Annotated in this window: 16 protein-coding genes and 2 pseudogenes; 4 read left to right on the top strand and 14 right to left on the bottom strand. The window is 57.4% G+C overall.

The features are described 5' to 3' along the window. Positions 1 to 150: 150 nt before the first annotated feature. Positions 151 to 462, top strand: coding sequence for a DUF485 domain-containing protein (locus tag AC3Y5R_RS18320; protein ID WP_489922502.1), 312 nt, complete (start codon positions 151 to 153; stop codon positions 460 to 462). Beyond that, complete coding sequence (locus AC3Y5R_RS18315; protein ID WP_489922501.1) at positions 459 to 2,117, top strand: cation acetate symporter; 1,659 nt, start codon at positions 459 to 461, stop codon at positions 2,115 to 2,117. Before AC3Y5R_RS18320 ends, AC3Y5R_RS18315 begins: the two co-directional genes overlap by 4 nt. Before the next feature lie 54 nt (positions 2,118 to 2,171). On the opposite strand, the gene AC3Y5R_RS18310 is transcribed toward AC3Y5R_RS18315, so the two are convergent. The 3 genes from AC3Y5R_RS18310 to AC3Y5R_RS18300 all read right to left on the bottom strand — a co-directional run bounded on the left by AC3Y5R_RS18310 (position 2,172) and on the right by AC3Y5R_RS18300 (position 3,979). Further along, on the bottom strand, positions 2,172 to 2,717 hold the full coding sequence (locus AC3Y5R_RS18310; protein ID WP_158785055.1) for a YfaZ family outer membrane protein: 546 nt from the start codon (positions 2,715 to 2,717) through the stop codon (positions 2,172 to 2,174). 142 nt (positions 2,718 to 2,859) lie between these two features. After that, a complete protein-coding gene (locus AC3Y5R_RS18305; RefSeq protein ID WP_489922500.1) occupies positions 2,860 to 3,558 on the bottom strand; it encodes an LrgB family protein in 699 nt (232 codons plus the stop codon). Further along, on the bottom strand, positions 3,551 to 3,979 hold the full coding sequence (locus AC3Y5R_RS18300; RefSeq protein WP_489922499.1) for a CidA/LrgA family protein: 429 nt from the start codon (positions 3,977 to 3,979) through the stop codon (positions 3,551 to 3,553). The genes AC3Y5R_RS18305 and AC3Y5R_RS18300 overlap by 8 nt, the downstream gene beginning before the upstream one ends. 103 nt (positions 3,980 to 4,082) lie before the next feature. On the opposite strand from AC3Y5R_RS18300, the gene AC3Y5R_RS18295 reads away from it, so the two are divergent. Continuing rightward, on the top strand, positions 4,083 to 4,985 hold the full coding sequence (locus tag AC3Y5R_RS18295) for a LysR family transcriptional regulator (RefSeq protein ID WP_489922498.1): 903 nt from the start codon (positions 4,083 to 4,085) through the stop codon (positions 4,983 to 4,985). 324 nt (positions 4,986 to 5,309) lie between these two features. Here the strand turns inward: AC3Y5R_RS18295 and AC3Y5R_RS18290 are convergent, their stop codons facing one another. The 4 genes from AC3Y5R_RS18290 to soxR all read right to left on the bottom strand — a co-directional run bounded on the left by AC3Y5R_RS18290 (position 5,310) and on the right by soxR (position 9,908). After that, positions 5,310 to 6,959: a Na+/H+ antiporter gene (locus AC3Y5R_RS18290; protein WP_158785051.1), complete on the bottom strand. Its 1,650-nt coding sequence runs from the start codon at positions 6,957 to 6,959 to the stop codon at positions 5,310 to 5,312. A gap of 172 nt (positions 6,960 to 7,131) precedes the next feature. Continuing rightward, complete coding sequence (locus AC3Y5R_RS18285; RefSeq protein WP_158785050.1) at positions 7,132 to 8,481, bottom strand: NCS2 family permease; 1,350 nt, start codon at positions 8,479 to 8,481, stop codon at positions 7,132 to 7,134. 252 nt (positions 8,482 to 8,733) lie between these two features. Further along, positions 8,734 to 9,396, bottom strand: coding sequence for a glutathione S-transferase family protein (locus tag AC3Y5R_RS18280; protein ID WP_489922497.1), 663 nt, complete (start codon positions 9,394 to 9,396; stop codon positions 8,734 to 8,736). Positions 9,397 to 9,440: 44 nt separating this feature from the next. Beyond that, complete coding sequence (gene soxR, locus AC3Y5R_RS18275) at positions 9,441 to 9,908, bottom strand: redox-sensitive transcriptional activator SoxR (RefSeq protein WP_489922496.1); 468 nt, start codon at positions 9,906 to 9,908, stop codon at positions 9,441 to 9,443. A 121-nt stretch (positions 9,909 to 10,029) separates the two neighbouring features. Between soxR and soxS the strand changes: the two genes are divergently transcribed. Continuing rightward, positions 10,030 to 10,458 carry a superoxide response transcriptional regulator SoxS gene (soxS, locus tag AC3Y5R_RS18270; protein ID WP_489922495.1) on the top strand — a complete coding sequence of 143 codons (429 nt, stop codon included), beginning with the start codon at positions 10,030 to 10,032 and terminating at the stop codon, positions 10,456 to 10,458. 48 nt (positions 10,459 to 10,506) lie between these two features. On the opposite strand, the gene AC3Y5R_RS18265 is transcribed toward soxS, so the two are convergent. The 7 genes and pseudogenes from AC3Y5R_RS18265 to AC3Y5R_RS18235 all read right to left on the bottom strand — a co-directional run bounded on the left by AC3Y5R_RS18265 (position 10,507) and on the right by AC3Y5R_RS18235 (position 16,153). Continuing rightward, positions 10,507 to 10,863, bottom strand: coding sequence for a diguanylate cyclase domain-containing protein (locus AC3Y5R_RS18265; protein ID WP_489922494.1), 357 nt, complete (start codon positions 10,861 to 10,863; stop codon positions 10,507 to 10,509). Beyond that, positions 10,818 to 11,393 (bottom strand): CHASE sensor domain-containing protein, encoded by a 576-nt coding sequence (locus AC3Y5R_RS18260; protein WP_489922493.1) that lies wholly within the window; start codon positions 11,391 to 11,393, stop codon positions 10,818 to 10,820. The genes AC3Y5R_RS18265 and AC3Y5R_RS18260 overlap by 46 nt, the downstream gene beginning before the upstream one ends. Beyond that, a complete protein-coding gene (pgaD, locus tag AC3Y5R_RS18255) occupies positions 11,380 to 11,802 on the bottom strand; it encodes a poly-beta-1,6-N-acetyl-D-glucosamine biosynthesis protein PgaD (protein ID WP_489922492.1) in 423 nt (140 codons plus the stop codon). Before pgaD ends, AC3Y5R_RS18260 begins: the two co-directional genes overlap by 14 nt. Positions 11,803 to 11,806: 4 nt before the next feature. Next, a pseudogene (locus AC3Y5R_RS18250) lies at positions 11,807 to 12,052 on the bottom strand (poly-beta-1,6 N-acetyl-D-glucosamine synthase); the annotation flags it as partial. Beyond that, positions 12,044 to 13,686: pseudogene (pgaB, locus tag AC3Y5R_RS18245) on the bottom strand (poly-beta-1,6-N-acetyl-D-glucosamine N-deacetylase PgaB); the annotation flags it as partial. The pseudogenes pgaB and AC3Y5R_RS18250, both read right to left, overlap by 9 nt. An 11-nt stretch (positions 13,687 to 13,697) precedes the next feature. After that, positions 13,698 to 15,398, bottom strand: a complete 1,701-nt coding sequence (pgaA, locus tag AC3Y5R_RS18240) for a poly-beta-1,6 N-acetyl-D-glucosamine export porin PgaA (protein ID WP_489922491.1) — start codon at positions 15,396 to 15,398, stop codon at positions 13,698 to 13,700. Then, a complete protein-coding gene (locus tag AC3Y5R_RS18235; protein ID WP_489922490.1) occupies positions 15,395 to 16,153 on the bottom strand; it encodes a hypothetical protein in 759 nt (252 codons plus the stop codon). The genes pgaA and AC3Y5R_RS18235 overlap by 4 nt, the downstream gene beginning before the upstream one ends. Between the last annotated feature and the right edge of the window lie 152 nt (positions 16,154 to 16,305).

Here is a 16,305-nt window from a genome sequence, read left to right as displayed (position 1 = left end):
GCAGTAAAAAAACCGGGCAGCCTGATTTATTCGCATCAGATTACGCTGCCCTTCATTCCTCTCTTATCAGCCAATATTATTTTAAAAATAAAACCCTGCAGCTGAGGCAGTCAGCGGTCGCCTCTGAACTTTACCTCTGGAGACTCTGTGATGAATGATCTTATTTATCAACGGATAGAGAAGAGTGCCCGCTTTAAAGAACTGGTGAGAAAACGCCAGGCCTTTGCCACCCTGCTCTCCGTTATTATGCTGATCCTCTACGTCGGCTTTATTTTGCTGATTGCTTTCGCCCCTGACTGGCTGGGTACTCCGCTGAGCGCGGACACCAGCGTGACGCGCGGCATTCCCATCGGCGTAGGCCTGATTGTTATCTCCTTCCTGCTGACCGGCGTTTATGTCTGGCGGGCCAATGGCGAATTTGACCGCCTGACCCGAGAGCTGCTGAATGAGGTGAAGGGATGAAACTCCGTTATCTTACTGTCAGCCTGGCTGCCCTGCTGCCCGGCTCCGTGCTGGCCGCAGATGCCATTACCGGCGAAGTTCAGAAACAGGCTGTCAACGTTGAAGCCATCGTGCTGTTTATCATCTTCGTAGCGGCAACGCTGGGGATCACTTACTGGGCCTCAAAACGCACCCGCTCTCGCAGCGATTACTACACCGCCGGGGGCAATATCACCGGTTTTCAGAACGGTCTGGCGATGGCCGGTGACTTTATGTCTGCCGCCTCATTCCTCGGGATTTCGGCGCTGGTTTATACCTCTGGGTACGACGGGCTGATCTACTCGCTGGGCTTCCTGGTGGGCTGGCCGATTATCCTGTTTCTGATTGCGGAACGGCTGCGCAACCTGGGCCGCTATACCTTCGCTGACGTGGCCTCTTATCGCCTGAAGCAGATGCCGATCCGCACGCTCTCCGCCTGCGGCTCGCTGGTGGTGGTGGCGCTCTATCTGATTGCGCAGATGGTGGGAGCAGGCAAGCTGATCCAGTTACTGTTCGGGCTGGATTACCACGTCGCGGTGATCCTGGTCGGCATTCTGATGGTGCTCTACGTGCTGTTCGGCGGCATGCTGGCCACTACCTGGGTACAGATTATCAAAGCGGTATTGCTGCTGTTCGGCGCCAGCTTTATGGCGATTATGGTGATGAAAACCGTCGGCTTCAGCTTCAATAACCTGTTCACTCAGGCGATGGCGGTGCACCCGAAAGGAGTTGAAATTATGCGGCCTGGCGGGCTGGTACATGACCCGATTTCGGCGCTGTCACTCGGGCTGGGCCTGATGTTTGGCACTGCGGGTCTGCCGCATATTCTGATGCGCTTCTTTACGGTCAGCGATGCACGTGAGGCCCGCAAAAGCGTGTTCTATGCCACTGGTTTTATGGGATATTTCTACTTCCTGACCTTTATCATCGGTTTTGGTGCCATCCTGCTGGTCGGGGCCAATCCAGCCTTTAAAGATGCCAGCGGCGCGCTGATTGGCGGCAATAATATGGCGGCGGTGCATCTGGCCGATGCGGTGGGTGGCAGCCTGTTCCTCGGATTTATTTCTGCTGTCGCCTTCGCCACGATCCTTGCGGTGGTGGCCGGACTGACGCTGGCTGGTGCTTCAGCGGTATCTCACGACCTCTACGCCAGCGTGATACGTAAAGGCCAGGCGACGGAGCTGGAGGAGTTGAGGATCTCTAAAGTTACCGTGGTGCTGCTGGGCTTTGTGGCTATCGCGCTGGGGATCATGTTTGAGAAGCAGAACATCGCCTTTATGGTCGGGCTGGCCTTCTCGATTGCCGCCAGCTGTAACTTCCCGATTATCCTGCTGTCGATGTACTGGTCGAAGCTGACCACCCGCGGGGCCATGATCGGCGGCTGGCTGGGGCTGCTGACGGCGGTGGTGCTGATGATCCTTGGGCCGACTATCTGGGTACAGGTGCTGGGCAACGCGAAACCCGTGTTCCCGTATGAGTATCCGGCGTTATTCTCGATGTTGGTGGCCTTTATTGGCACCTGGCTGTTTTCCATTACCGATAACTCGGCTGAAGGTGCGCAGGAGCGGCAGCGTTTTCAGGCGCAGTTTGTTCGTTCACAGACGGGAGTGGGTATAGACAGCGGTAAGGCGCATTAAGAAAAGGCAGATGAGATCGGAAAAAAGGAGCGGATCGCTGATCCGCCCTTTGCATCAGAAATGCAGGGATGCACCCACGTAAGGGCCATCGGCAATCACGTTGTCTTTACGGCCGTCTTTGCCGTTCATCGCCATGTACTGGTAACCAACGTGCACGTCAACCAGCGAAATTGGCTGGAAGCTGACGCCTGCAGAGGCTTCCTGGTAGTTATCGATATGGCTGGAGAAGGCGTCCGGCGAGTAGTAGTACTGGCCGTAAACGTTGAACATTTTGGTCACAGGAACGCTGACGCCCGCGCCCACAGCAACCGCATAGCCGTCTTTGCTGTCGCGAGGATTGGTGGAAATAGCCTTAACGCCTGGCGTCAGGAACACATCCCCCACTGCCACATTGTAGCCCAGACCGACGCTGCCCATGCTGCCGTCATGGTCGCTGCGCAACCAGTTACCTGACAGAGCGAAGCCCGGGGTGTTGGTGCCCAGTCCCGCGTGCAGGTTAGTGTACTCACGACCCACATCAACGCCGCCATCAATTGCCTGCGCCGATCCTGCCAGAGCCAGAAGCGCCAGCGCGCCTGCGGTAGTTGCCACTGCTTTCATTTTATTCTCATGATGAATTTACTCACGCCTTTGTCGGGCGGCTTCGCAGAGTAAACCATCATCAGGGCGATTCATATGAGACAGCGGTGAATCAGTACCGTATTTACTTAACATTAAACTTCAGCGTGTAACAGAATATGTCTCAGACAGCGGCCCACATCAGATGGCCGATAGCCGGAGCGATAATCACCGTAACGATACCGGAAAGCATCATCACCAGGCTGGAGACCACGCCCTCTTCCTGGCCGATCTCGTAGGCTTTGGCCGTTCCCGCCCCGTGAGAAGCCGCGCCAAAGCCCGCCCCCTTCGCCATTCCCTGTTTCACCGCCAGGCGCAGAAACAGCACATCGCCAACCGCCATGCCAAACACACCGGTGATCACCACAAACAGCGCCACCAGGTCAGGCTGGCCGCCGAGCTGTTTGGCAGCGGCGAGCGCAAAAGGCGTGGTGATGGAACGAACCGCCAGGCTGCGCTGGATTTCTTCGGGCAGCGTCATCAGCCTCGCCAGCCAGACCGAACTGAATACGGCGACCAGCGTGGCAGTGACCACTCCGGCGGTCAGTGACATCCAGTGACGCCGGATTATCGCCATGTTTTCATAGACCGGCACCGCAAAGGCCAGCGTCGCCGGGCCAAGCAGCCACAGCAGCCAGTGGCTCTCGCCAATGTAGTTCTGCCAGCTGATATGGGTCACCAGCAGCAGCGCCACCAGCACCATCGGTGTCATAACCAGCGGCATCATTACCAGCTTGTGCCAGCGACGATACAGGCGTTTATTGAGGTAGTAGATCAGCAGCGTGGCGATCAGGCAAAGAATGCTGACGATCAGGTCATTCATCACGCTTCCCCTGTTTGCGCTCAGCCAGCCAGATTTCCAGGCGATAAACGCGGTCCACCACCAGCGCCGTGGCGGAGAGCACCAGCAACGTGCTGATACCTATCACCAGCATGATGCGCCAGCCCTCGACCCGCAGCAGCTGCGAGTAGTTAACCACCGCCACCACTGCCGGAACGAAGAACAGCAGCATCTCGGCAAGCAGCCATTTTGACCCGGCCTTCACCCAGTCAAGCGGCAGCACGCGCAGCATGATCAGCGCCAGTAATAGCAGCATGCCCACGATATTGGCGGGCAGCGGCAGATGCAGCCAGTCCACCAGTTGCTGAGCAACAATAAAGAAAACGATATACAGAACAACCTGTAGCGGAACCTGAACACGTTGCAGCCAGCCCGTTCTCTGCGGACGTATTGCTAACGCCATGATGACTTCTCCCCCGAGTATTGCGTGGAAATATTATAAAGCGGTAACAAAGGGTGAAAAAAATGACTTAATATTATTCAAACTATGCCTTACAGGAATATTTATGGACGTCCGGGCCCTGCGTTATTTTGTCGAAGTGGTGCGCCAGCAAAGCTTTACCCGTGCGGCAGAACAGCTTTATGTCACCCAGCCCACCATCAGTAAGATGCTGCGTCAGCTCGAAGACGAGCTTGGCTGCACGCTACTGATCCGCGAAGGGCGCAAGCTGCATCTGACCGATACCGGACAGGCGGTCTATCAGCGCGGGATGACCATCCTGCAGGAGTTCAAGCAGCTTGAGGCGGAAATCAGCGACATTAACGATCTGAAGACCGGCGAGCTGCGGCTGGGCATTCCACCGATGGTGGGAATGCAGATCGCCGGATCGATTTCCGCGTTCCGCCACCGCTACCCAGGAGTGGAACTAAAAATCTCAGAATTCGGCGGGCTGACAGTCCAGCAGGCGGTCCTGTCGGGCAGCCTCGATATTGCCATGACCGCTCTGCCGGTGGCCGACGATTTACCGCTCAACGCGCTGCCGCTGATGAGCCATCCACTCTGCGTTCTGGTACCCCGCACCACCGAATGGCTGCGCCGCAGCCACATCCCGATTGCCGAACTGGCCGGGCATCCGATCCTGATTTACAACGAGGAGTTTTCGCTGAACCGCCAGCTGATGCGCGCCTTCCAGGCCAGCGGCTTTGCGCCACAAATTGCGGTACGCAGCGGGCAGTGGGATTTTCTGGCGGCGATGGTGCAGGCAGGAATGGGTGTGGCGATCCTGCCGGAGCCAATCTGTCAGCGCCTGGACAAGAGCCAGCTGCTGTGGCTGCCGCTGGAGTCGGACCTGGTGTGGAAACTGGGGCTGATCTGGCGGGAAGGCAGCTACCTGTCGAAAAGCGCCCAGGCATGGATCGCCTGTTGCCGGGAGTTCTGGCCTGGTGAGACACCGACGCTTTCGCTTTAGGGACGAAAAAAAACCGACCTGGTAAGTCGGTTTTTTTCTGTTCCGGTTAAGGCTGGTGACCTGCTCCGTAACTGTGCCGCCTGGATCTGCTAACAACCGATACACGCCGCAGGGGGAACCCAAAAGCACTTGCGACGGGTGGCGCTCTTTAAAAGTGGAGACTGCCAGGTGATAAGTCTGACCTCTATCCTTGTGGCGCTGGAGATTATCCACATCACATTGCAGTTTATTGTTGCCATCAAGCAACTGACCGGGCGCCCGTAAGGGCCGAAGGAACCTGAAAAAAGGCGGGGCTAACCACCCTGCCTTTTTTCATTTTAAGAACTACTCTTCTTTCTCTATCAGCAGCGTTTCCAGCAGGTCGAGGTCGTGCAGCATCTTCTGCATCGTCTCGTTGCTGATCTTTTGCGTGGCACGCAGGTGATACAGTTCGCCGCGCTCGGCTCGTAATGCAGTCAGGCGGAAGCGGCGTTCCAGATTTTCGGCGTACAGCGAACGCTCCAGATCGTCCTTGCCATCTACCCGGCGACGCATATTGCCAATCACCCTTGAACTGATCTCTTTCACCAGCTCAGGATCGATGTTCTCCTCGGTATCCGCTGTCAGACGCTCTTCCATCTTATGCAGACTCTCAATTGCTGTTCCGGCCATCACCGCACGGGCCATCTGCATCTCATGGCGATGGGCGGTTTTGTCCATCCCTTCCACTCCCCGTAGCAGCAACGGCAGCAACAGCACCCCCACCAGCAGGGAAAACAGAATAACCCCTGTCGCAATGAACACCAGCTCATATCGGGCCGGGAACGCATCCCCGTTGGTCAGGAACAGAGGAATAGAGAGCACACCGGCAAGCGTGATCGCTCCGCGTACACCGGCGAAAGAAGCAATCAGCAGCTCACGCAGTGAATAGCTGGTGAACTCCATCGGGTTGTTGCGCAGCAGACGTTTGCTGATCAGACGCATGGTCCACAGCCACGCAAAGCGCACCACCATCAGCGCGGCATACACAAGCACCACCGACAGCACCAGCATCCACAGATCCACATTCGGATCGGCATCCGCCTGGGTAACGGAAATCTGCAGGATATCCGGCAACTGCAGGCCCAGCATCAGGAATACCATGCCGTTAAACACAAACTCCAGCATCTGCCAGACGCTGTTGGCACGCAACCGCATCGCCAGCGGAGCCTGGCGGATAATGCCGGAACGGGTGATGGTCATCCCCGCCGCCACGGCCGCCAGGATGCCGGAAACGCCAATATGTTCAGCGATCAGGTAGGAAGCAAACGGCAGCAGCAGCAGCAGCACCGTCTGCGTGGCCGGATCGTCACCGCTCCAGCGGCTGAACAGGCGCAGCGATTTACCGTACAGCCAGCAGATAGCGATACCCGCCAGCAGGCCACCGACCGCCACTTTAACGAACTCAATCGACGCACCGGAAACGGTAAACACCATTGTTCCCATCGCCACCGCGACGGCAAACTTCAGCGATACCAGGCCAGACGCATCGTTCATCAGCGCCTCGCCCTGCAGAATCGACATAATTTTCTTCGGAATGCGCCCTTCTCCGACGATCCCGGACAGTGCCACGGCATCGGTTGGCGACAGCACCGCCGCCAGAGCAAAGGCTGGCAGTAGCGGAATGCCCGGTACCAGCCAGTAAATCAGATAACCAATCCCGACCACGGTAATCAACACCAGCACCAGCGCAAGGCCGATAATCTCCCGTCCGTGGTGCAGAAACTCGCTGGTTGGCGTTTTCCAGCCGTCAGCGAACAGCAGCGGCGGGATAAACAGCACGAGGAACAGCTCGGGGTCGAAATCGACGTGCAGGCCAAAGGTCGGCCAGGCAAGCAGTGCGCCCAAAACGATCTGCACTAACGGCAGGGGGATTTGAAAAGGAATAATACGGGCTGCAACGCCAGATAGCGACACCATCAGCGTCAGTATCAAAATAGTAAAAAAGATTTCCATGTTGTCCTTACATAGCTTCCAGGTTTTTGTCACAAACCTGCTCCGGGCAGGCCTTAACTGATAGTAAAACAAAAATGGGAACCGTTTAAAAACAGGAAATGCGCTAAAAGTAAGAAAAGTGCGGTAATTTCAGACAAAAGAGGCCGGGCTGCCGGCCTCTCAGAGAGAAGGGTTAAATCGCCCAGCCGCCAGCGTAGAAAGCCACCAGCGCGACAGCAATCACCACCGTTCCGACGTTCAGCTTGCGCCACTCACCGGCAAAGATACGGCCAATCACCAGTGAGCCAAAGCCCAGCATGATGCCGGTCACAATGTTGCAGGTCAGTACGATAAACACCGCAGCCAGCAGGCCAGACATGGCGTCCACAAAATCACTGAAGTCGATTTTGGAGACGTTGCTCAGCATCAGCAAACCAACGTACATCAGCGCAGGTGCAGTGGCATAACCCGGCACCAGGTAAGCCAGCGGCGACAGAAACAGGATCAGCAGGAACAGCACACCAACCACAATCGCCGTCAGACCGGTTTTACCCCCCGCCGCCGTACCCGCCGCAGACTCGATATACACAGCCGCAGGTGCGCCCCCCACCAGACCAGAGAACACGCTGCTCAGGGAATCCGTGGTCAGTGCTTTGCCGCCATTGATAATCTGGTTGTCTTTATCCAGCAGGTTAGCCTGGCCCGCTACCGCGCGAATGGTACCGGTGGCATCAAACACGGCGGTCATCACCAGCGCCAGAACGCTTGGCAGCACGGCAGGTTTCAACGCTCCCAGGATATCCAGACTGAACACTAGCGAATTGCCCTGCGCATCAGACAGCGAGGGCATGGCAAACAGCCCCTGATACTTCACCGTCGGATCGAAGATCAGGCCCAGCACTGAAATGGCGATCATGGTCAGCAGAATGCCACCCGGCACGCGCAGTTTTTCCAGGCCGAAAATCACTGCCAGACCCAGCAACGACATCATTACCGGGAAGGACGCGAAATCACCCAGCGCCACTGGCAGGCCAGGTGCCGGGTTTTTAACCACCAGGCCCACACCATCGGCAGCGATCAGCAGCAGGAACAGACCGATCCCCACGCCGGTACCATGCGCCACGCCCATTGGCAGGTTACGCAGGATCCAGGCACGAATGCCGGTAGCCGAAATAACGGTAAACAGTACGCCCATCAGGAACACGGCACCCAGCGCCACAGGCACGCTGATATGCTGGCCCAGCACCAGACTGAACGCGGTAAACGCGGTCAGGGAGATCGCGCAGCCGATCGCCATTGGCAGATTGGCCCACAAACCCATAACTAACGAACCAAAGCCCGCCACCAGACAAGTAGAAACGAAAACGGCAGTCGGCGGAAATCCTGCTTTGCCCAGCATAGACGGCACGACAATGACCGAATAGACCATAGCAAGGAAGGTGGTAAGGCCGGCTATTACCTCCTGACGAACGGAACTGCCGCGCGCAGAGATTTTAAACCAGGCGTCTAAAGATCCGCCGGCCTGATGAGAAGGAGTCGACATTGAGAAAAATCCCCTGAGATTTCTTATGATTTATGGAAAGGCAAACGATTATCCTGCCTTTATCGGTGCACTTTCAACTCCCGAACGTGCATAAATTTGCAGAATGCAGCCATCCAGGCTCAGGCGTGGCAATGACGCCACGCAATTGTGACTCTACTCATCCGTCCGTTGCGGTCGTAATAGCTCTTTCTTATGACCGCTGGCCCTGGTGCAGCGGGATGAAACGATTGAGTAAAACCGGCAAAAAACCATTCAGCCGGGGTTTACATCGCCTCCCTTTTGCAGGGCACGCTGCCAGGCGGCACGGTTTTGCACTTTATTAAGCCAGGTCTGAATCGCCGGGCTGCTGTCTGCGCCACCACGGGCGCTCAGAGCCTGAATGGGGAAGCTAATCTGCACATCAGCAATGCTGAACTGCGTGCCTGCAAACCACTCGTTTTTTGCCAGATGCTGTTCAATAAATTCCCGGTGGGTGGCAAGCTGCTTGTCGAGATAGCCCTTCTGTACGCCTTTACCAAACGCACTGCCAATCGGGCGCAGCAGCCACGGCACCGGCGGCTTGCCCATCCGGCTGAAGATCAGTTTCATCACCAGCAGCGGCATCAGCGACCCTTCGGCATAGTGCAGCCAGTATCGAGACTGCAGGCGTTCATCTTCATTAAGAAGTTTCAGGCGATATTCTGCGTCATACCGCTCAACCAGATATTCAAGGATCGCGCCGGACTCGGCAATCACCCGATTTTCGTCGGTGATCACCGGGGATTTTCCGAGAGGATGAACTTTTTTCAGGGATTCGGGGGCCAGCATGGTCGATTCCCGCTGGTACTGTTTAATCTGATAGGGGACTTCAAGCTCTTCCAGCATCCAGAGAACCCGCTGTGAGCGGGAGTTATTCAGGTGGTGAACGGTGATCATGACCAGTCCTTGTAGTAATCGAAGAACTCTCAGTATAGACGCCCTCAGTCCCGGACTGGCTCCAGCAGGATGGCACCGGTACCGCGCTCGCTGAGCTGGTCATCCGGGTTACGCAGCGGGCAATCTTCCATCGACAGGCAGCCACAGCCGATGCAGCCATCCAGATCGTCGCGCAGACGGGTCAGCGTACTGATGCGGCTGTCCAGCTCTTCACGCCACTTCTTCGTCAGCACCGCCCACTCTTTCGGCGTCATTCTTTTCCCGGCCGGGAACTGCATCAGGTGCTCGCCGATAGTGGCGAGAGGGATGCCAATACGCTGGGCGATTTTAATAATAGCCACGCGCCTGAGCACGTCACGGTGATAGCGCCGTTGATTGCCGCCATTGCGGAAACTGCTGATTAATCCTTTGCTTTCATAGAAATGCAGCGCCGAAACGGCGACGCCGCAGCGCAGCGCCACGTCCCCCGGCGTCAGCTCGCGCTTGTTCGGGTAGTTGCGACTTTTTTTCATTCAGCTCTTTACCTCAAGTTAACTTGAGGAATTATACTCAGCCCCCATTAAGAAGGCGAAATGAAAATTGTCCGCCAGTCTGTTATTCCACGACCGCCAGGCACCAGGGAGAAGACAAAGTATGCATGACGACATCATCCACACTCTTACCGACTGGATCGAAAGTAACCTTGATAAAACACTCTCTATTGATGAAGTCGCCGCCAAATCTGGCTATTCGAAATGGCACCTGCAAAGGATGTTCCGCACGGTGACCCGACAGACGCTGGGAGGCTATATCCGCGAACGCCGCCTGACGCTGGCAGCAGAGGCTTTACGCCAGACGCAGCGCCCGGTATTCGATATTGCCATGCAGTATGGTTACGATTCGCAGCAGACGTTTTCTCGCGTGTTCCGCCGGCAGTTTTCCCAGACGCCTACTGCGTATCGTCACACCATGCGCCGCCAGTCGCTGAGCCGCCCGGCGGGCTACCACTTCGACTGCAGCGATTTCCCGACTCAGGCCTATCCCAAAGCCGCCGAAAAAAACGGCTGCACTGTCTGCAATTAAGCCGGGCGAATCAGTTCTTCCGGGCGGGATTTATTCCGCCCGTGTTGATTAAGCCCTGCCCCGCTGCTTAAGAGCCTCCTCAGGAGGCTGGCCCCAGAATGAGGGTGAAAAATACCAGCCGCCGCCCAGCTCTTTAATGTGGTACATCGCCGCATCGGCCTGGGCAATCATCGCTTCCCCGGAGCTGTGGTTCTTCGCCAGCGCCACACCGACACTAAGCGACTGAGCTATCAGCGTGCCATCTTCCAGCTTGATCGGCTCCCGCATCGCCTCTATCACATTCTCAGCCACTCTTCCGGCCTGTTCGCCGTTCTCAATTGATGACAGCAGCACGGCAAACTCATCGCCACCCAGCCGGGCTACCAGATCGTCCTTACGCAGCCGGTTCCGCAGGCGATGAGCCATGGCGGCAAGCACGCAGTCACCAGCAGACTGCCACCCAGCCACTTCATCGCCTGACTGAGATAGTGCAACACCCGGCTGGCACTGCCGGTAAGCCACACCTGCCCGACCTGCTGCTGACCCACCATAATCGGTACATTGACCGGTGCAGGAAACAGCCACTGCGACACCAGCTGACTGGCTGCATGATGCTTATCATCATCAGGCGGCGACCAGCGGGTCAGCAGATGCCCCTGCGGATCAAGAATGCGTGAATGGCCGAACTCCGCCTTGCTGCCGATTTCCTGCAGGATGGCCGTGACCGAATCCGCATCGCCCGTCGTCACCGCCTGCGGCACGCTGTAGCTGATAGTGGTCGCCACCAGCTGCAGATTGTTTTCGGCATAGCTGCGCAGCGCAAACATCGACAGCACCGACAGCGAGATACCACTGAACAACAGCGACACCACGATGATTACCAGATGAATTCGCTGCAGTGATTTGCGCAGAGTAGGCAGCGGCTTTTGTTCTGACTTCTGGTTAACGTGGTTCACGCAGAGCCTCCACTTCGGTGATATGACCGTGCTCATCGTGATGCACCCGCAGCAGGTCGTGATGGCTCAGCAGCGCCACCTCCGATGGGGTGATCGCAAAACTCTGCGCCACTTCCTGAGGACGCAAACCGGGACGGCGGCTGCGCCGTTCTACCCGGAAGCGCAACTGGTTGTACCTGGCCCAGCCGATCAGTACCAGCACGTTAAACACCGCGATGGCGGCATACAGCGTGACGGTATTCAGTTCAGAGACCAGCGGGCGCGGGCCAAGCCATGGCGTATTTTTCAGCATTGCCAGCAGGCCAGTGCAGAACAACCAGACAAAGCCGCACCAGCCAATCAGGGTCAGAACGATATCGAACAACCGTGGAAGCCAGCCGCGCTCGGTAATGATCAAGGGTGTTTTCATCTCACTATCCTTTTTCTATGCCACGGTCAGGACTTTCCCAGCGGGCGCGACGCTGCTTCGAACGCAGCATCACCTTCGGGAAGGCCACCAGGGTGGTGAACAGGCTCAGCATCCAGTACACCAGCGGATACCAGATCACCCAGAACAGCGCGCTGCCCAGCTTGTGCTCGTAGCGCCGCTCAATCAGCAGGCTGATGGTGAACTGCAGCAGGCAGGTTACCGCCAGCACCATGCCGGTAAATTCCGGCTGCAGCACTGGCAACGCATAGATGTTGCGGGCAGTTTTCACCTGCGGCCCACGGATCGCCTTCACCTGAGACGCCAGCTGTTCGGTAACATCGATCAGCGTGCGGCTTTTAAAGCGGGTCCAGCGCTGGAACGTGGCCGGATCTTTGCGGATAGCGGCGATCGAGGCAGGGAAACCCGCCGCCTGGTAGGCTTTCAGCGCGTCAGGGCTGGCATCTTCATCGTCGCCCAGCAGCGCATCGTCGTGGAACACGATGCCACGGAAGGCCGCATGGCTGGCCAGATCCTGATAGATCTCACCAATGCGTTTGCGGGCTTCTGAACTGTAAGGTGGCAGACGCTGGTACTGCTGAGGATCGACCTGCACCTTGCCGGTTTTCAGATCCACCTTCTCCACGCGCGGCAGCTTTTCATCCAGATCGAAGGAGAGCACCGGCATCCATGCATACACACTGGCCGGGTCCGGGTTGAGATTTGCCACGCCACGCGATTGAACAGGTCGGCACGTACCGGCAGCCAGCGGTTGGGGAAATAGAGTTCACGTACGCGGCCATCGCCTTTCGGATCGGCAAAGGCCTGCAGGAATACGGTATTCACGCCGAGGTCGTAGATCCGCTGGATCAGCCTGTCGAGGTTCTTCGCCTGCTGCAGCGGATCGAGATCGTAGACGTAGTCCAGATCCACATGCGCCACGCGGATCGTCTCTTTCTCCTGCGCCAGAGTGATGCGCTGGGCGAAGCTGTTCAGGCTGGGGTTATTAGCAATCAGCAGGCGTGGCACGTCATCCAGATTGTCGGTGGAAGCCACGCCGTCATTCAGCGTCATCGCCATCTGGTAGCCGTGCTGCTTCACAATGCTCAACGCCTCGCCGCCAGCAGCTCCGTACGGCCAGACCCAGACGCGCGGCGGTTTGCCGGTCACCGCAGTGATCTTCTGGGTGATCTTTGACACATCTTCCGTCACGCACTGGCGATAGTGCGCACCGGTTTCATAACGGCCGCTGGCTTTGTCATAGCTGCGGTTAACCGCAAACAGCTCGCTGTTACCCTGCGGGTTGGAAACCATTCCTTTGTGCTCATCCCAGGTATGGGCACCTATTTCCACCAGGCCGGAGCACGACATCTCGCCGACCTGCTGCCAGGTGGCAAAGCGATCGCGCGGGGTGATCAGGCCGCCAAAATCCACCGGCTTGTCTGCTGGTGTGCTGACCCAGTGCCCGACCGGTGACAGCAGGGCTGACCACTGATAAGCCTGAAGCAACGGATAAACACGGCGGTAAAAGCTGCTGTAGACATCATCAAAAGTCAGCAACACCGCTTTCGGCGGTAGCGGCTTGCCGCCCGCGTGGGCGACCAGCACGTCATCAACCGACACCGGGTGATAGCCATTCTCTTTCAGCCACGCGAACTGATCGTTCAGCGCGCTGGTACGCACGGCAAGGTAGCGCTGATCGGCAGCGCCATCCTCCACATCGTGATAAGCCAGTACCAGAAAGTGATTTTTCGGCCAGGGCTGTTCTGCCGACAGTTTCGGGCGATCGGCCGGTGCGACAAAGCGCGGAGGCATCGTCTGGCTGCAGGCGTTGAGCATCAGCAGAGCCAGCGAAGCGAGTAAAACATGACGTAAATGCGGTCGCATGGTCGGCTCCCTTAAAAACGATAATTCATGTCAAACGACACGGAGAGATTCTGTTCACGCACGCCGTCATAGGGGCGTTTGTCCCAGGTCAGCATCACGCCGCTATCCAGCACGTCGTTCCAGCGCACGCGCTGGCCGTAACCTATCGTGGTAACCGCGCCGGTCCCCTGGCCCTGCTGCCAGTAGCCGCCCGCACCCAGTTCGACCTCCTGGCTCCATTCTGTCTGGTAATGGCGGTACATCAGATGATCGAGGGTAACGGCAGGTACCACGGCAAAGTCGCTGGACGGGCTGTAGTAAGGCCCGGTGGTTTTACTGTTGTGGCTGCCGCTGATGTTCGGGGTGAAATCCACCGTCAGATAAGGGCCGCTCCAGATACGCTCCTGACCATCGATGCTGTATTCCAGCCGCTGGTTGCCATCAGAGAACCAGCTCGGGGTAAGTGAGGCCTGCCATGAACGGCTTTCGTTCTGCTGCCAGCGCAGATATACCCTGCCACCGTTGGCCGTCACGCCGTTACGCAGCGCCTGAAGAGGCGTGTCGCGCATCAGCCGTTCCGCAGAACCGCCAATTCGCCACTGGTCGTTAAAGTCATGCCAGCCGGAGAGGCGCACGCCGGTTTTCTGTCCATAGCCATAGTTCTGGCCGTTCAGTTCAGCTTCCGCCCAGTTATCCCGTGCGCGGTACTCAATACCGCCGCGCACGCTGCGATTAATCGCTTTCCCTTCTTCAAATTCGCTGTCGTTAAACCCCAGGCCGGTAAACAAACGCCAGTTTTCAGCCACCGGTGGGGCATACAGCAAGGCATCAACCGAGAAATCGTTTGCACCGCTGACCGGGCTGTCTGAATTGATGCCGTGCTCACCTTCAATACGCAGTTCATACATATGATGCACGTCGCGCAGGCGGCTGAGCCGCTGCGTGGCATGGTCCTCAGGCTGGCGCTGATAAACGTCATCGGCCAGAAGATCGGCCTGCCGCCACTCCTGTAAATCCAGCGCGGTCTGGCCCTGCTGGGTTTCCAGCTGAATATTCCGGTCGTCCATACTTTCCACCCGCTTCAACTCCGCTTCTGCGCGACGCGGCCAGCCCCGTGAGAGGTAAATACTGGCAAGGTCAATCTGTAACCCCTGATTACCCGGCGCGGTGCGGGCCAGATGCTCTGCACGTTTCTGTGCAGCATCCAGGTCGGCGGTGAAAAAAGATGACTGAACGCGCAGCTGCTGTGCATCCAGCCAGCTTTCGTTGGGCACGCGCAGTGGCGAGCCATAAATCCGGCGGTAGTAGGGATTAGCGCGGCTGAAGTCTTCACTCTGCTGCCCGGCGCCTGCGGGCTGCTCATCCTCACTGAAGGCATAAAACAGATCGCTCTGATCGTCGCGCGTCAGCTGGCTTCCCTGCCCTTCAGCCCGCACCGCCTGATACAGCTTCAGGGCTTTGTCCGGCTGGTGCTGGTAAAGCCATGCGGAAGCCGCCCAGCGCTGGGCATAAGGCGGGATGGTTTGCCCTTCGGCTATCAGCTGCTGATACTCCTCCGTCGCTTCCCGCATCCGGCTGCGGGCAACCAGCGCCCCAAGGCGATCGATCCGTGCCCGCTGATAGTCTGCCCGGGCAGACTGGAGGTTTTTCCAGGCAGCCAGCAGGCGGTCGTAGTCGGCAAGCGCGCGGTCGGCTACACGAAAACGCTCAGCCTCCGAACGGCTGGCAGTCACGGCGATACGAACTTCTTGTGCCGCTGCATCAGCCTGAAGCTTGCGCTGTTCTGCAGCAGGAAGTTGGACAGTGCCGCATTCCGCAGCGCCGGGCCACTGACCCGGTTCATCGAAAGTGTGGCAGCATAGTCGCGGCGCAGGGTAACGTCATCAGGAAAATGGCGTTTCGCTTCGCTGGCCGTTTGCAGAGCGTCCCAGTCCCTGCCTGCCGCTCGCTGAGCGTAGGTCAGATCCAGATAACGTTGAGGAGTCTGCCTGACAACGAGACGCTGGCGGGCAAGCTGCTGAGCTGAAGTGGTGTCACCGCTGTCCGCCAGCGTCATGATCAGCCCGCTGTTCAGATCGTCATTGTCAGTCTCAGCCCGCAGAGCCTCATGCCACAGCAGCAGAGAGGTATTCCACTCTTTCAGATTACGGTAAGCCCGGGCAACAGCCACTTTGGCCCGCACAGGCAGAGGCCCACTGGCCTGATAACGCTGCCAGATGTCGACAACCTGGCGGTCCTGGTTTGCCCAACCAGCAATCTGCAACCAGTCAGCCAATTCTCCACGGGTCAGCGGACGGCGTTCAGCCTCCTTCGCCAGCCAGTCCAGCACCGGTGAGCTGTTGCCCGACCGGGCCTGAACAATCATCTGGTCATAGGTTTCCGAGGCCTGGCTGCTCTGTGGTAATGAACCCAGTAGCAGACACAGAGCCAGGGAAGTTCTCTGGTGATAAAACAGGCCTTTCAGCCGCAAACAGCCATTGAAAAACACAAAGGCTCCTTATTTAATTTTTATTGCTCCATAAAGACATTTCACGATGACGATTATTGAGCGAGCTTATTTGAGGGACAGGAATTCTCCCCCCCTCGCAATGGAAGGGAATGAGTTATAAGACTTTTTGTTTAAAAAAAACCTACAACCCA

The sequence above is a fragment of the Erwinia sp. 009765445 genome, assembly GCF_058137865.1.
The sequence above is the reverse complement of the archived record's forward strand: the minus strand, read 5'-3'. Positions and strand labels throughout refer to the sequence as shown.

Coding starts and splice junctions, on each gene's coding strand:
- AC3Y5R_RS18315 (WP_489922501.1), top strand. CDS start 459: ATGAAACTCCGTTATCTTACTGTCAGCCTGGCTGCCCTGCTGCCCGGC.
- AC3Y5R_RS18265 (WP_489922494.1), bottom strand. CDS start 10,863: ATGGCTCATCGCCTGCGGAACCGGCTGCGTAAGGACGATCTGGTAGCC.
- soxS (WP_489922495.1), top strand. CDS start 10,030: ATGCATGACGACATCATCCACACTCTTACCGACTGGATCGAAAGTAAC.
- soxR (WP_489922496.1), bottom strand. CDS start 9,908: ATGAAAAAAAGTCGCAACTACCCGAACAAGCGCGAGCTGACGCCGGGG.
- AC3Y5R_RS18280 (WP_489922497.1), bottom strand. CDS start 9,396: ATGATCACCGTTCACCACCTGAATAACTCCCGCTCACAGCGGGTTCTC.
- AC3Y5R_RS18295 (WP_489922498.1), top strand. CDS start 4,083: ATGGACGTCCGGGCCCTGCGTTATTTTGTCGAAGTGGTGCGCCAGCAA.
- AC3Y5R_RS18285 (WP_158785050.1), bottom strand. CDS start 8,481: ATGTCGACTCCTTCTCATCAGGCCGGCGGATCTTTAGACGCCTGGTTT.
- AC3Y5R_RS18305 (WP_489922500.1), bottom strand. CDS start 3,558: ATGAATGACCTGATCGTCAGCATTCTTTGCCTGATCGCCACGCTGCTG.
- AC3Y5R_RS18300 (WP_489922499.1), bottom strand. CDS start 3,979: ATGGCGTTAGCAATACGTCCGCAGAGAACGGGCTGGCTGCAACGTGTT.
- AC3Y5R_RS18310 (WP_158785055.1), bottom strand. CDS start 2,717: ATGAAAGCAGTGGCAACTACCGCAGGCGCGCTGGCGCTTCTGGCTCTG.
- pgaD (WP_489922492.1), bottom strand. CDS start 11,802: ATGAAAACACCCTTGATCATTACCGAGCGCGGCTGGCTTCCACGGTTG.
- AC3Y5R_RS18290 (WP_158785051.1), bottom strand. CDS start 6,959: ATGGAAATCTTTTTTACTATTTTGATACTGACGCTGATGGTGTCGCTA.
- AC3Y5R_RS18320 (WP_489922502.1), top strand. CDS start 151: ATGAATGATCTTATTTATCAACGGATAGAGAAGAGTGCCCGCTTTAAA.